Source organism: Massilibacillus massiliensis (assembly GCF_900086705.1).
GTDB lineage: Bacteria > Bacillota > Negativicutes > FLKF01 > FLKF01 > Massilibacillus > Massilibacillus massiliensis.
Genome location: NZ_LT575483.1, coordinates 1,263,560 through 1,280,036 on the forward strand (window position 1 = coordinate 1,263,560; position 16,477 = coordinate 1,280,036).

Here is a 16,477-nt window from a genome sequence, read left to right on the forward strand (position 1 = left end):
TTAGACAACTTTTTTAAGGGTATTTATTCTATACTTCACCGGTGTTAGATATCCTAGTGAAGAATGAATCCTATGATTGTTGAACCAATTTACATAATCAGCTAACTCAATCTGCAGATGGTTTAAGCTGTGAAAAGTCTGGTTCCTGATAAATTCTGTTTTGATTATTTTAAATGTTGCTTCTGCCACTGCATTATCATAAGGACACCCTTTATGACTGAGAGAACGCTGAATTTCAAATGCTTCCAAGATTTCTTCAATGGTCCGATTTTTAAATTCGTTGCCACGGTCCGTGTGAAATATCTGGATATCTTTCAGATTTCCCCTTACAGTCTGAAATGCCTGTTTTACAAGGTCTGCTGTTTTATTACGTCCGGCACTGTAACCAATTATTTCTCTATTAAAGAGGTCAATAAGCACACAAATGTAGTTCCAGCTCATGCCGACTCTGACATATGTTAAATCGCTTACAATAGCATTTCTATATGGTTGTTCACTGAACTGGCGGTCAACAACATTTTTGGTTTTTGATTCATTACAAGTATCCTTTTGAGGACGGAACTGGGCAGTCGTATAACTTGAAATCAGTCCTTCCTGCCTCATGATTCTGCCGATGCGGCGGCGTGAAGCAATGATATTTCTATCTTTTAAATCTGATTTTATTTTTCGGGTTCCATAATTATTTCGGCTTGCTTTAAATATATCAACAATATTTGCCACCAGCTTAGATTCATCTGGATTTGCTTTTGCCTCATAATAATAGGTGCTTCTTGGAATTTGTAGGACTTTACACATTGCTGATACAGAGTATTTGTGGATATTGGCTTTAATCACATTTACTTTCGTCCTAAGATCAGCGCTGCTTGCTTTAAAATATCATTCTCCATTTCAAGATATTTGTTCCGTTTGCGAAGCTCAATCAGTTCTATCTGTTCAGTTGTAAGATTATCTTTCTCCTTGAAAGAGCCACTATTGTTAGCTTGCTGAATCCATTTGTCAAGCAAGGACGATGCGATATCATATTCACGAATAATGTCACACTTACGTTTTCCGTTATTATATAATTGTACAACTTGTTTTTTGAATTCGTCCGTATAGCTACGACGAGGGCGTTTTTCAACAGTCATGGGCCTAGCTCCTTTTGTTTTATTATTTTATTTTACATGCCCTTATAATAACTGTCCAATTAATTGTAGCCTATCCACATTCTAGGATTTGAACCATCTGCCATGTTAATTTGTACTGCACTCCAAGACATGTTTTCTATAGCCGAAGATCCTAAACCTTGAGCAATTGGCGCAAGTTCTTGTTTGTAAAATGCGTATATTCCTGTACTTTGAAATCTTTCCTTCATTTTGTCAAATAAGTTACTATAATCATTATCCGATGTCTTATTTAAATCTCCTTTTATTGATTCTGGTACTGCAAAGTTTGGTTCTCCCTTCAGCGTTACTCCAAATTGGGTAACTTCTTTTAAATTATTGATTACATTTGCATTTAATTTTTTTTCATTTTCTCTATCTTTATCCAACCAATAATCTTCTACCTGTTGTACCGCTTCATTATATTCTTTCAAGGTGATACTTTTGTTTTCCAGCTTTGCTTTGAGTTCTTCTAATTCTTTTTGATACTTAGCATATTGTTCGTGATACAAGAAATTATTTTTCGTCTCACTAACAGCTACACTTGCTCCAGTATTACTATCGCCACCTACAATTTTTGCTGCAACGCCTCCTATTAATGCACTGGCTATTTTCATTAGTCCTGGGTCTTTTATATTTTTCAGTTCATTCATGACGAGCTGATTGAAACCTGCTCCGGCGGCTCCTGATGCAAAGTCTCCACCACCAAGTTTCGCCATTAATCCCCCGGCAAAGGTATCTAATGCGATTTTTTCTGGACTACCTTCTTTTAATCCTAAATCACCAATTGCTTTAAATACTACTTCACCAAACAGTCCAGCTAATTCCTGCTGTTCTTGGACTTTCTTCTTATCAAATATTTTTCCTAATGCATTTAGGGCTTGCTCTGTATTACGACTTAATTCGCTTAAATCTTGGTTGGGGTTATCCCGCACTTCGATCGTACCGTCTGCAATCGCGGATTTTGTTGTACTATCGGTGCTGTCAGATGCTGTTACGCTAGGATTTGGCGTCCATCCTTGATTTTTTTCTTCTACGCCTCTACCATTGCTATAATTTACACCACTATTTTTTGCTTGCTGTATATTCTGCTCTGTTTTCAAGGTTGGTGAAGGTTAATGTTCCTGTGGTGAGCGCATTTTTTACTGCTTCTGCTTCACTGGAGATAACCGCACCTTTTAGGTCGGTGTTTTTGCCTACTTCGATATTGAAGCCTTCTTGTCCTGCGTAGATACCTGCTTGATCGGTTACACTTTGGTAGGTGGAATCAGTTTTTCCTTTACCGGTTGATCCATGCGTACCACTTGCTTTTCCGGTGCCGAATCCTCCGCCTATATTTTTATTGCTGGAATTGTAATCGTCTGTGTCTTGCAGGCTGGCGATATTTAGATCACCTTCGGTTTTAACTTCGACTTTGTCTCCTTTGACTTTGGAGCCGGTAATATTGGTGTCATTGCCGGATTCTAGGTTTAGGGTGTCTTTTGCATCGGGGACGAGGGGACAGGTTTACTGTCCCTCTACAATCTAGCGATTACACTTTTAGAAATTCCAGTTATCCTTGCTAATTGTCTGATTGTTATTCCCTCTTTTTCTTTCATATTTAGGATTACACTATCTCGTTGTTCTTTTTTTAACTGTTGTAATTGACTAATCGTCCTTATTCCCATTTCACTTAAATATTTCTTTACTTCTTGATCGGTTACAATCACTTTTTCTCTACAATCCAAACATTCATCCTCATTGTTTTCATTTGTATACTCTATAAATAGTTTTATCGCTTCTGTTTTGTTATTTGAAAAATATTTCAACGCATACTCTATATCTGCAATCCCCTTCATAGCGACATAATTATTATAACTACTCCAAAGATATCTACCTATATTTTTGCTAATTCCTGCTTTTACAGGATTCTGATGAATATATCTTAAAACCATAAGAAAATATTCATCTGTCTCGACTACTTCACTCTTATATCTTTCTTGAAACAAATGCCCACATCTTTGATATTTTTGATTATACCAATATACATAGCTACTACTGATTCGTTTTATCACTTGGTCTATTGTTTCTTTATTCTCTTTTATCAGTAAATGAACATGGTTGTCCATTAAACAATATCCATATAGCGTATAACCGCTCAAATTTTTATAATGTGCAAGTGTTTCTAAAAATCTTTGTTTGTCTTCTTCATCTTCAAACATATTTTGTTTATTAATTCCCCTACACATCAGATGATAGATTCCTGTTTCACTTTTTGCTCGCGCTTTTCTCGGCATAATATCACCTCGATATTAGTATATCATCTTTTTTATTTTGGGGACACTAAACCTGTCCCCTCGTCCCTTTTCGACTTTTCACACAGTCTGCCGTCACCATGTCTACTTTAACAGGAATTTATTACCTATAATTTAGCTGTCTCTAGAGAACACCTGAGATGAAAGCGAGGTCAACGGATTTTTTACGTCCGTTGACCTCGTTTTCATTTACCTATTTTTCTTTATAGAAACAGTGTTCGAATTTTTGAAACACCGCAACACGTCACCTTATCCCTTCTGACCCTTGTCCTCTTTAAAAAATAGAGTCCAGCAAGTCTAGCAAATAATGATGTTTTCCTCCTGCTTTTGTCATTCCTGTAATCCAGTCTATATCTATTCCCCAATGTCTATATAAATAAAACTGTATAACTAAAATTGCTACCGTACTTCCAACTATCCCTACTATGAAATATTTGAATATATATTTTTTCATCTCTATTATTGATATAGATTTTTCACGCCTTGCTTTCCTTCCTTCATAAAAAATTTTACTTCCATAATATGCTATTATTAAAGGAACTATCTTAAGCGGCTGCCATGCATATATCCCTTGCTTAGAAAATGAATATAATGCACCATCTATATTCATTAAGTATGACATTAGTGAAAAAAACATCATGCTACGCCATCTAGAATCCAAAAGATATGCGACCATTTCACTAGACCATTTCTTTACAGTAAATTTATAATTTAGTATTATCTCAATTATTTGCCTCATTTTTTTCAGGCTCCTTTATATGAGCTTCATTATTCACCAGATCTTTTAAAGCTTTAGTAAAGCTAATGCTATCGATTACCGTAATAACGTGAGATCCTTTTTTCATAATATAAGCTACGCCATCTTTTACAAGTGCTTTCCCGCCCATTCCATATTGCGATAAATCATATATCATTCCACCCCCATTTTTATAAACCTTTTCAAAGAACTCTCTTTCAAAATTAGCATCATAATCATCACCACTAATTCCTGTCATAATACTCCGTATACCACTATTAACCGTATTCGTTCCATCTAAAAACAAATATGTCCCTCCAATAGCAGCAAGTTCACTAGTTGACAGAACAGTTGTTGCACCAGCAACCGCTGTTGCAGTTCCAGTCCCAAAATCAAAAACACCTTCTGCCACTTTTTGATAGTCAACGGTATCTTGACTTCCAGATGATTGGCTTTGTTCTAATTGATTTCTATAGTAATTCGCCCTATCAACCATTTCTGGATCGGTATTGATTATTTTACCTAACGCGTAGTTTAAACCACCTTTTAACCAGTCTTTATTCTCCTTACTAATTAAACAATCTAGCAAAGGATACAAACTTTCAGTGATTCTTTCATCGTCACCTTCACCAGTTAACTGATTCTGACTATTATAATTACTCATAGCATAATATTTTGCGAGAACGGCCTTCATATAGCCTTCATCTTTACTTTCTAATGCAGCTGCTAATTCTTCTGCAAAGTCATATTGTTCATGTCCTAACCAATTATTTTTTGTCTCACTAACTGCCGTGCTTGCTCCAGTATTACTATCTCCACCTACAATTTTTGCTGCGATGGATCCAACAAGTGCACTTGCCCATTGCATAACTGCTGGGTCTTTTATGTTTTTCAGTTCATTCATGACGAGCTGATTGATTCCTGCTCCGGCGGCTCCTGATGCAAAGTCTCCACCACCAAGTTTCGCCATTATTCCTCCGGCAAAGCTATCTAATGCAATTTTTTCTGGACTGCCTTCTTTTAATCCTAAGTCGCCGATTGCTTTAAATGCTAATTCGCCAAACAATCCGGCTAATTCTTGTTGTTCTTCTATTTTTTTCTTGTCAAATATCTTACCTAGTGCGTTTAAGGCTTGTTCTGTGTTTCGGCTTAGTCCACTTAAATCTTGATTTGGATTGTTTCGTATTTCAATCGTACCTGGTGCTATTGCCGATTTTGTTGTGCTTGATGCATCGCCATTTGCTGTAACACTTGGGGCTGGAGTGAAGCCTTTATCTTTTTGTGCAATTTCATTGCCGTTTGCATCTCTGCCTGCATTGTAATTTACACCACTACTTTTTGCTGTATATTCTGCTCTGTTTTCAAGGTTGGTGAAGGTTAATGTTCCTGTGGTGAGCGCATTTTTTACTGCTTCTGCTTCACTGGAGATAACCGCACCTTTTAGGTCGGTGTTTTTGCCTACTTCGATATCGAAGCCTTCTTGTCCTGCGTAGATTCCTGCTTGATCGGTTACACTTTGGTAGGTGGAATCGGTTTTTCCTTTACCGATTGATCCATGCGTGCCGCTTGCTTTTCCAGTGCCGAAACCGCCGCCTATGTTTTTATTGCTGAAATTGTAGTCGTCTGTGTCTTGCAGGCTGGCGATATTTAGGTCACCTTCGGTTTTAACTTCGACTTTGTCTCCTTCGACTTTGGAACCGGTTATATTGGTGTCATTGCCGGATTCTAGGTTTAGGGTGTCTTTTGCATCTATTGTACTTCCTGTGTGGGTTACGGCGTTTTGATTTTCTTTACCGCTTCCTTTACTGAAGTTTGCAAAGGCGCCTGATCCTATGGTTCCTCCGACTGACCAGGAAGAGGAGCTTGTTTTTGTGTCGATTTGTTGTTTGTTTTGTGCTGCATCGATGTTAATGTCTTGTTTTGCTTTGAGGGTAATATCTTCTCCGGCTGTGATGTTAGTTCCTTTTAGGTTGATATCTTTTTCTGTCGCTTGGATATTAACATTTCCGCCTGCTGTTACATTGGAAGGGTTTACGGTTTCTATATGGGTGATTTGTTCTACGCTTGTTTTCGTGCTGCCTATGCTGATGTTTACGCCGATGGATGGTTTGCCGCCATTTTTAGCGAGTTCATCTTTGACCTTTTGCAGGTCTTCAACCGCTTTGTAGGCGTAGAGTGTTTTTAATCGGTCGTCTTGTACTTCACCGGAGCGTTTGACTTCATCCGCCGTTTTAAAGGCGGTATCCAGAACAACTCCGCCTAGGGATACGCTTAGACCGCTTTGTTTGAATTCATATTTGTACTGGCTATCGTAGAGGTCTAGAGAGTTGTCGAGGTTGATTTCTTTCCCTTTAAGGGAAATGTCTTTGCCACCGATGAGGGTTGCACCTTGTCCATTGATTGCATTGCCGGCTTCTAGAGTTACGTTGCCGTCAATGGAACCGATGGTGCTGCCAATACGCGCTAGAATTTGTTCTTTGAGTGTGGATTTTTCACTTTTACTGCCGATGGTGAAACCAAAACCGCCACCGCTGAAAAGACCGGATTTTTTGGTGTAGGAGTAGTGCTCGGATGCACCGGTTTCGTCGACAGTTTCGAGGTTGATATCGCTGCCGGCTTTTAAGGTGACATCATTTGTGCCAACTACACTGCTGGCCTTGAGTGTTATGTCGTTTCCGGCGTTCATTTGTACAGAGTCACCGGAGATCATACTACCAACAACTTCGTTGGTGAGGGAATAGTCTCGTTTGAATGTGGTTTTCTTAGATAAAAAGCCTGATTTACTTGTCTTTGATTCTTTCAGAGATTCATGTTTTTCTGTAACACTATCTAGGGTAATGTCTTTCCCTGCGCTTAGTTCTACTTTTCCTTGTTGGCTAACAGCTGAACTTCCGGTAAAGGTGATATCCCCATCAGCTTGCATCGAAATCTCTTTACTTGCAGATATATCTGTACCTACATTCGTTTCATCATAGTGCATATTTCGATTGTAGTTACTGCTATATCCTTTGCCGATATCAGAGGCATCCACATCTTTGACATGACCTAGTGACATATTTCCACCGCTTGTAGCAGTTATACGATCTCCCGTAGCTTGCACACCAGTTAAATTCATATCCCCATTTGAAATTATGGATAGATTATTTTTTGCATTGATTTGAGTTCTCTGGTTTTTTACTCTATTTTTTTTCTGGAAATTATAGGAGTCATAATCGTCTACAGCATCCATTGTATTGGCTACAGCAGTAAGTTGCAAATTACCGCCTGCCTGCAAACTAATATCTTTGTCCGCTTTTATTTCCGCCGCCTGCATATCCATATCAGTCCCAGCTGTTAAGTTGATACTACCACCAGACTCTAAACTACTTATCTGATTGATCCGCTTATCAAAGAAATGTTTAGCTGTATAAAAATACGTTTGCGTATCTTCTGCAACGTCAAGTCTCAAATCATGCCCCGCTTGTATGCTCATATCCTTGCCTGACTTTAATTCAGCAGCCTGCATATTTAGATCGTTTTTCGCGGTTACATTGAGGCGCTCTCCAGCTTTAAGCATAGAGCCATATAATATACTCTCCTGAATTTGCTGATTGTTATCAAATTTTGCACTGTCTATCTTTGCAACAACACCCAGATTTATGTTTTTAGCATCTAATTGCATATCGGTTCCCGCATTCAAATTGCTTTTTATCAAATTCATATCTTGTCCGGCAATCGCTGTGAGTCCATGCTCTGCACTAATATCAGCACTTTTACCGATATTAGAGACCTGATGCATTCCCCCCGTCACTTGGTGTTCATAATTTTGTTGATAAGTCTCACTCGTAATATTGTTACCAGCCCGTAAGGTAATATCTGTACCACTTATATTCCCACTTAAATTTAAAATATCTTGCTCTGCGGTAATTTGCATAAGGTTTCCGCTGTCCAATGTACCACCAATGTTTCGAACATTATCAGCATGTATACTAATAGCCTCATCTGCTTGGATGGTACTGGTATTATGCACATCACCCGAAACATTGATATTCACACGATCTGCAGTGATAATCGCCCCATCTGGTTTTAGATCACCCGCGTGTAAAGCGGAGAGATAGACGACAGGAACAAGGACTTTCTGTCCAGAGACTTCCTGTTCGACTAACCATACAATGTCTTGGGTTAAGGCAGCCTGTTGCTCGGCAGTTAATGCTATACCAACATTCAGGTTAAGGTCATCGGCATTATTTGCTGCATTTTGCAATAAAGTTTGATACTGGCTTTCAACACTATCATTGCCATCTAGATAAGACCTGCCAGTTAATTCCGTAATTTGGTCCCGTACCAGCTTTTGTTCATAAAATCCGTCTCCCAGACGTTTCATCGTCTTCGCTGGATCATGCCCAATTTTGTCTAGTAGATAATCACTGGAAATAAAGGTTTTTAAATTTGTAAATTTGGCGTTTGTTTCTACAAGATATTTTGCTGTCGGGTCTGGTTTTATGTTATACAGCCCATTTTTCGGTAGAATGATTCCCCCTCCGTTATTCGTCTGCGGCATTGTAACCGTATCTACATGCCCAGAAGAGGGTAATAGCAATGTTATATTATTCCTGTCACTATAGTCTGCACTATCATCTAATTTATTTACACTTTCTTTAAAGTGACTATCTTCATGAGGTATAGTCTCCGCTTCATTTTCTACGATAATCTTTGGCTGCGTTCCTACTAAATCCGCTTTTTTCTTTATATCAAAGCCAGAAGTTCCATTTAGATTAGGATTGAGCGAAGTTTCTTCTTCGTTTCGTATGACACTCTTTGGATTTTGATCCACTTCATTCATTTTTTTCTTTATATCAGCACCATGATATGTACTGCCGACCGTATTATTGACTTGTGTCCCTTGGATGTTGACTTCTTTTCCACCGCCAAAAATGGCTGGCATTGTAAATAGATCTTCTATTGTTTGTTCGTAAATGGGACTTACATCCCAATCCGAATAATTATTCTTGTGAATAACACTCGTACGAAATTTTTCCACTCCACTTCGTGTAGTGATACGATTGCCATCTAAACCAATATTATTTAATATATTTATCTGTGTATTAAGCTTTTTTCCGGCCAAAATACTACTATACTCATTTTTTGCTACATCTGCCTGTATGAAAACATTTTTCTGTGCAATAATTTTTGCTTCTGAAGAATTTTGAATAATTGTTGTTTCTAAAACTGTCTGATTATATACAGATTCCTCCTCCCACCAAATATGTATACCATCAAAATAATCCATATCGACTCCTCGATCAGATACCACTTTATCTTCACTGGAAATCACCTTCTCTTCAACTTCAAACATGCTCTTTTTATTTACCATATAATCAGCATAAATCACAATATCTTGATCCGCTTCAATGTTCGCCGACTGATTCGTCAGTGTTTTCGCTCTTGTTTTGTAGTTACCATCTGCATTCTTTTCTTCACTACCAGCAATATTAATATCTCCCATACTATAGATCAGTGCACCATCGCTGTTGGTGATAGCATCCTTAACATAGAGATTTACGCTGTTTGTCGCGGCGATTGCAGCGGTTTCACTTTCATTGGCAATTTTATCTGCGTCTATTGTTATATCTTTCCCAAAGAGGCTGCCGCTGTTTTTAACTTCATTATTTGCCGTAATTGTCAAGGTTTCATTGGCTGTCAGCGTTCCTCCGGCTGCATTTTCTACGTTTTGTCCATGCAGATTTAAGTTACCGCTAGCTTCTATCGTTCCAGCATTGGTCAAAGTACCGCCAGCATTTAGGGTAAAATCTTTTGCAATTTTCCAGCTGCCATCTTTGCCATTGGTGAAATTTCCAGCCACTTTTAGGGTTAGGTTTTTACCGGTGCTGATGCTGCCTGCATCGGTTACTTTGTTAGCATCTATTACTACATTTTCTTGTGCTGCTATTTTTCCTTGGGTTCCTTGCAGAGATTTAGCCTGCATTTCAAAATTTTGTCCGGCTTCAGCTGTTCCTTTGTTATTGATAAAATCAGCTGTTTTCAGTTCTAGCGTTAAATTCTGTCCGGCTGCCATTTCTCCACTGGTATTATTGAGGGTGCTTTCGGATGTAATTTGAAGGTCTTTTTGACTAAATAGCTTTCCACTGGTATTATCTAGTGTTTTTGCTCTCAGATCGACAGTTTCATTGCTAACGATAGTGCCTGATTTGTTGCTTAGTTTGTCTGCCTGCACATTTAGCTGATCTTTGGCTGAGATTGTACCTTGGGTATTTTCTATTGTTTGACTCTTTAGCTTTAGTACTTGGTTGCCAATGATTTTTCCTTTGGTATTGTTTAATGTTTTGTCTGCCGCAAGCGTAAATATACCATTGCCGGCATGTTGGATTTGTCCTTGACTATTATCTAGTTTCTTTACTTCGATGGACAGGTTTTCACTGTTGGTGGCAATTTGTCCATTGGTATTATCTAAAGTTTCTGTATATATTGCAAGGTCACTTTGCCCATATTGCAGTAAAGTCCCACTTTGATTTTGAATATTGTTTGCGTTAAGCTGCAGTTTATTTGCCTTTGTTACCCCTTGATCGTTGATGAGGGTATTTTTTGCATTAAGGGTAATGGTATCTCCTGCACTTAAGTTCCCTTTACTATTGTCAATATTACCTGTGCGGGCAATTATTTCTGCATTTTGCCCGGCATAAGACTCTGCGCCAGTCAAGATAACTGTATCGCCCTGCAACGTAAGATGTTTTCCTGCTATGTTTTTTCCAGTTGCCGTTAGTGTTTTTTCTGCTGCAATGGTTATATTTCCAGAGTCTCCTAGATTACCGTCTGTTTTAAGACCTGCGATCAAAGTTCCTGTGGAGGTAATATTTCTTCCTGTAAGGTCAACGTCTTTTTCCCCAGCGATTGTGCCAGTCGATAGCAATTGTTCCTGTGCTTCAAGGGTTAAATCATCTTTACTAAAGATGGTACCTTGATTGTTTATCTCTTTTTGCTGAAGTTCTAGTTTTTCGCCGCTCTTTATTGCAGCATCAGCTGCATTTTCTAAACTATCACTATCTAATTGCATTCCTTCCAGCGCAATTATATTCCCTGCGTTGGTTATTTTACCTTTAGCATTTGCAGTTAGATTTTTCGTTGCTTGTGCCAATTGGTTGATCTTTATATCTTGCTCTGCTTTTAGAGACAAATCTTTCCCTGCGATCAATTTATCTGCGGTAAGATTATTTGCTTTTACTGTTACATTTCCATTAGCTGAAAATTCTCCGCCGGTTACATCTGTGTTTTCTGTTTGCATAGTTAAATCGTTGCCGGCTTGCATAATTCCTTGCTGATTCGTGATTGTGCCTGCTTGTTGGCTAATGTTTAAATTTTGCTCTGCTATAATGATCCCACTGTCATTTTTTAGTTCTTCTCCAACATGTAGCGTTGCATTCTGCTTAGCAACAAGGTTACCGTCTTGATTCGTAAGTTGTTTTGCTGTTAAGTTTAGATCTCCGTTACTGATGATCTTCCCTTTGCTATTGTCAATATTACCTTCTGCAGTGATTTTTGCTGATTCGTCTCCAAATAGGATACCTTGGTTATGAATATCTTTTTGCTCTAGCTCTAATTTCCCACCGCTCTTTATCGCTGCATCAGCTGCATTTTCTAGACGATCACTATCTAATTGCAGTCCTTCTAACGCAGTCATATTCCCTGCGTTGCTTATTTTACCTTTCGCCTTTGCAGTTAGATTTTTCGTTGCCTGCGCCAACTGATTAATTTTAATATCTTGCTGTGCTGTAAGTGTTAGGTCTTTCCCTGCGATTAGTTTATCTGCAGTAAGGTTGTTTGCTTCTACTACTACAGCTCCGTTGGCTGAGAATTCTCCACCGATTACATCGGAGGCTTCTACTTGTACAGTTAAGTCATTGCCAGCTTGTATAACACCTTGATTGTTCGTTATTGTTCCTGTTGTCTGGTTAATGCTTAAATCTTTATCTGCAAGGATGATCCCATTGTCATTTTTCAGCTCTTCTACGACATATAGCGTTGCATTTTGCTTGGCAACAATGTTACCACCGTTTTGATTGGTAAGTTTTTCTGCGGTTAAGTTTAGAGCACCGTTACTAATAATTTTACCTTTGGTATTGTCAATATTACCTTCCGCAGTGATTTTTGTTTCTTCTTCTCCAAACAGGGTGCCTTGGTTACTGATATCTTTTTGCTCGAGCTCTAGTTTTTTGCCACTTTTTATTGCGGCTTTTTCTGTATTTTCTAAGCTTTTGCTATGTAGTTGCATGCCTTCTAACGCAATCATATTCCCTGCGTTGGTTATTTTACCTTTAGCATTTGCAGTCATATTCTTTGTCGCTTGGGCTAATTGGTTGATTGTAAGATCTTGCTCTGCTTTCATCATTAGATCTTTCCCGGCGATTAGTTTGTCTGCAATAAGATTGTTTGCTTTTACTGTTACATCTCCGTTGGCAGAGAATTCTCCGCCAGCTATATCGGCATTCTCTGCTTGTAAGGTTAAGTTGTTACCGGCTTGTACAATTCCTTGATTGTTGGCTATTGTGCCAGTTTCTTGTATCATATTTAAGTCTTGTTCTGCTAGAATAATTCCAGTATTATTTTGCAGTTCTTCTCTGATATTTAGCGTTGTATTTTGTTTGGCTACGATGTTTCCTTGATTTTGATTGTTTATCTTTTCTGCAGTTAGGTTTAGATCGCTGTTGCTGATGATTTTGCCTTTTGTATTGTCAATTGTATCTTCTACCATCATTGTGATCGTATCTTTTGCAATGAGTTGTCCATTGTTATTTTGTAGGTTTCTGGTTTTGAGATCAATTGTTCCATTGCTGCCAATGTTGCCATTTGTGTTATCTAGTTCGTCGGCTATTTCTAACGTAAGTTCTGTTTCAGCTAGATTGGCAATGCGTCCTTGTTGATTGTCTAGCCTTTTGGCAGTGATCTTGGTTTGATTTGCTTCGATTTGTCCGGTTTGATTTTGTAGTGTATCTTTTGCTGAAAGTTCTAAGCTGCCGTTGCTTTTTAAAGTTCCAGCTTGATTTTCTATGGATTGTGCTTGTAGGGTGAGTGTATTGTCGGCACTTATTTTTCCGTTTTGATTGTTGATGGCACCTGTTGCGGTAAGTTGTACGTTTCCTTCACTGCCGATTTGGCTGTTTTGGCTGTTAATATCACCGTCTAGTGCTTTTAGGTGAATGGCTTGGTCGGCATATAGTGTAGTATCTTGTAGGTTAAGTTGGTTGGCGGTGATTTGTAGATTTGTTTTTGCTAGGACTTTTCCGTTGGTTTGTATATTGTCTTTTGCATTTAGTTGGAGGTTTCCGTTTTGTCCCCAGGTTCCGTCTTGTTGGATGCCTGCGGCTAAGGTGCCGTTTGAATGGATTTGGTTTGCTGTTAGTTCGAGTGTGTTGCCTGCGGCTATTGTGGCTTGGTTTTCGATTTGGTTTGCAGCTTGGAGGTTCGCGTTTTGTTTTGCATAGATTGTTGCTTTGTTTACAATAGCGTCTTTGGTGTCAATATGAAGATCGCCGGCTGTTGATACGGTTCCACTGAGACTGATTTGTCCTTCATTGTTTAGACTCAGATTCCCGCTGCTGGCGGAGAGGGTGCCTTTGCTGTTGACGCCGACGCCTTTTTCGGTGCCGACTAATTTGATCTTGCCGGCGTACATGCCGCCTAAGTTGCTGACGTCAATTGCAACTTGGGGTTTTTGTTGTTCTTCTTGTAAAGGATTCGCGGTTAGGGTGGCTGCATTTACTTGGTTTGCTCCGGTAACTACGTTTAGGTCTTTGGCCCAGATGCCGGCGTTTACGGTGAGGGCACGGCTGATGAGGTCTACTTTGTCAGTTCTTGTGGCGTCTATTCCGTTGCCTTCTATGGCAATTGTTCCGTTTGTTACGCGAAAGGCTTCTAAACTGCCGCTGCCGCCGAAGATGGGTACGCCGGTTGTGAGTACGGCGCGTCCTGTGTTGATAAAGCCAAAGCCATTGCCCATGATGCCATTGGGGTTGGCGATAATGACGTCTGCTTTTTGTCCGGCGATTTCTAAGTAGCCTTGGAGCTGACTGATATTGGTGCCGGTAACTTCATTTAGAATGATACGGGCTGCGCCGTTTTTTAGGTTGTTGTTTCCCATGATATAGCCTGCGAGTTCTGTTTTTGACATGCCGAAGGCATTGTTTAGGATGAGGCCTTTTTTATCTATGTCAAATTGTTGGTAGAGGTTTCTTGATATGCCGGCTGCTGAGGGTGTTGCGATTTGTACGACGGTTGTGCCGTTTTGTGCTTGTTCAATTGCGGGACGGTTTTTTGCGGCTGCATTTGTGTCAGCGACTACTTGCGCTGCAGCAAAAGATGGCTGAAGCGTGAAGCTTAAGAGCGTAATCCAGCTGATGATTTTTTGCCATTTTGGCTTCCTTGCGGTTGGTCTTGCCATTTCTTTTCCTCCTTGGGTTGGTTCTTTTTTGGTTGTTAGATTGTTTTATTTTACATCTGATAGATGAGCTGAAAACCGATGACGGCGCCTTTTGCTTCCATGTGCTTTGGCTTTTTCAGAGCGGTTCCAACAAATAGGTCGTATTGTGTTCTGGAGGCATCGAGTTTGCCACGTAAGCCTAAAACGGCACCGGCTAGTTTTTTGCCTGCATTTTGATTTGCGGTGGCGCCGCTGATTTGTCCATAGTCGAGTCCAATATAGAGTTGGTTGGCATCGTCAAGTGCAATACTGAATTCATTTTGCAGATACCAGCCGTTTTCGGCGGATAGTGTTGTTTCTCCATCAAAGCCTCGTACGGTGTAACGGTTGCCGATGCTAAGAAATTCTGAGGCATAGAGGGTGTCTTGGGTGTATTGTCCGTGCAGGATGCCTGTATATTGTCCTTTTCTGCTGCCAAATTGTAATGGTACAGTTAGGTTTGCGTCTAGGGTCCAAAGCTGGTAGCGGGAGGTTGGCAGATCGGCTTCTTTAAAATATTCTTGTGCACCAAACCAGGGTACACCTCGTTTGTAGCCTACTGTGTAGTCGAGGACGTTTTGTCCGATGTATTGTTTTTGGGTGAGAGAGATTTGTGCGGCTGTCATGTCACGACGTTGTCCTTCGAGTTCGGTGTCTTCAATATAGGATTTGCTATGCGATTTGGTCAAACCTAATCCGAGGGTGGTTTTGCTGTTTTGATCTCGGTAGATCAGACGGTCTACATTGAATTCAAATTTGGTGCTTTTGCCGGAAAAACGAAACGCATCGTTTTCTAGGGGAACGGTCTGGTGGTATCGATAGGAAGATCCTGAAAATGTATAGGTCCAGTATCCTTGTGGGATCGAATAGTATATACTGTTGCCTCGGGTGCCGTGTGAGTTTTGTTCTCTGTCAGCGTCAAAGTTATATGATAGGTTAAATAGATCGTTGCTGCCGAATAGATTGTCGTAGGAAAAGGTTCCTGAGGTTTGCAGTCTTCCGGTTGCTTGACTGCCGGAGTCGTCAAGGGAGAGAATGGTTTTCCAGGGTTTGGTCTTTTTTAGGGATAGTACGACGATGCTTTCGCCCTCTTTTTCTCCGGGTACTAATTCCATCTCAACGTCTTGGGATGGTACGCGTTTCATTTGCTCTAGGCCTTGTTCTAAATCACGCAGATTTAGGATTTGTCCGGGGCGTGCGGGAAAGGCGTTATGCCAGTTGGTTTGTGCACTGCCTTGGGCAAATCGAATATCTTGTATGATTCCGGGTACAAGCGTCAGGGTTAGGGTTCCTTGGGATAAATTTTGCTGTGGTATGAGTACTCTTGTTGTGACAAAACCACGGTCAACAAAGTTTTCCGTGAGTTGTTTTACGATGAGATTGATGCCCTGCCAGCCAATTTTTTGCCCGATGTAGGGGGCAAGTACATGTTTTGTCCATGGAAATTGGTCTGTAGATTGACCTTCAAGTACGATGTTTTGAATTAAAAAACTTGGTGTCTCTTCGGGCAAAGTCAAGGTTGTTTGCTTGTCATGTTCTTTTTGCAAAAAAACGTCGGGTTTTTGTTGATTGAATAGACGTTCTTGTTCTGTTTCACGGGCTTTTTGTTTTTGCTGTTCTTTGTCGTGAAGACTGCTCCCTTTTTGTACAATTGGGTCAGGTGGTGATGGCGCCGCTTGTACCAGTTGTGTATTCACGAACAGGATTAAAATGCTTACGATGAAAGATGTAGATCGTTTTGTACAAAAAATTTTTAAATATGACACGTACCGGCCTCTTTTCGATAATTTTGTATAATTCCTGTGGTAAGTATATGTTATTTTGAGAATGATTGTCAATATCGCAATAAACCAAA

7 protein-coding genes are annotated in these 16,477 nt (G+C 39.7%); all 7 read right to left on the reverse strand.

The genetic code is table 11. The annotated features are described in order from the left end of the window. A protein-coding gene (locus BN6559_RS06305; RefSeq protein ID WP_110952830.1) for an IS3 family transposase occupies positions 1–1,127 on the reverse strand; the annotation gives its coding sequence in 2 pieces (ribosomal slippage) (positions 1–872 and positions 872–1,127; 1,128 coding nt in all). 59 nt (positions 1,128–1,186) lie between these two features. Then, a complete protein-coding gene (locus BN6559_RS06310; protein WP_199883794.1) occupies positions 1,187–2,245 on the reverse strand; it encodes a VENN motif pre-toxin domain-containing protein in 1,059 nt (352 codons plus the stop codon). Beyond that, a complete protein-coding gene (locus BN6559_RS19795) occupies positions 2,208–2,585 on the reverse strand; it encodes a hemagglutinin repeat-containing protein (RefSeq protein WP_199884196.1) in 378 nt (125 codons plus the stop codon). Before BN6559_RS19795 ends, BN6559_RS06310 begins: the two co-directional genes overlap by 38 nt. Before the next feature lie 74 nt (positions 2,586–2,659). Then, a complete protein-coding gene (locus tag BN6559_RS06315; RefSeq protein ID WP_110953928.1) occupies positions 2,660–3,418 on the reverse strand; it encodes a transposase in 759 nt (252 codons plus the stop codon). Positions 3,419–3,710: 292 nt separating this feature from the next. Next, positions 3,711–4,175: a hypothetical protein gene (locus tag BN6559_RS06320; protein ID WP_110953929.1), complete on the reverse strand. Its 465-nt coding sequence runs from the start codon at positions 4,173–4,175 to the stop codon at positions 3,711–3,713. Then, positions 4,159–14,604: a hemagglutinin repeat-containing protein gene (locus BN6559_RS06325; RefSeq protein WP_110953930.1), complete on the reverse strand. Its 10,446-nt coding sequence runs from the start codon at positions 14,602–14,604 to the stop codon at positions 4,159–4,161. Before BN6559_RS06325 ends, BN6559_RS06320 begins: the two co-directional genes overlap by 17 nt. Before the next feature lie 50 nt (positions 14,605–14,654). Further along, the gene (locus BN6559_RS06330) at positions 14,655–16,388 is read right to left on the reverse strand and encodes a ShlB/FhaC/HecB family hemolysin secretion/activation protein (RefSeq protein ID WP_199883795.1); all 1,734 of its coding nucleotides are present in this window, start codon (positions 16,386–16,388) and stop codon (positions 14,655–14,657) included. Between the last annotated feature and the right edge of the window lie 89 nt (positions 16,389–16,477).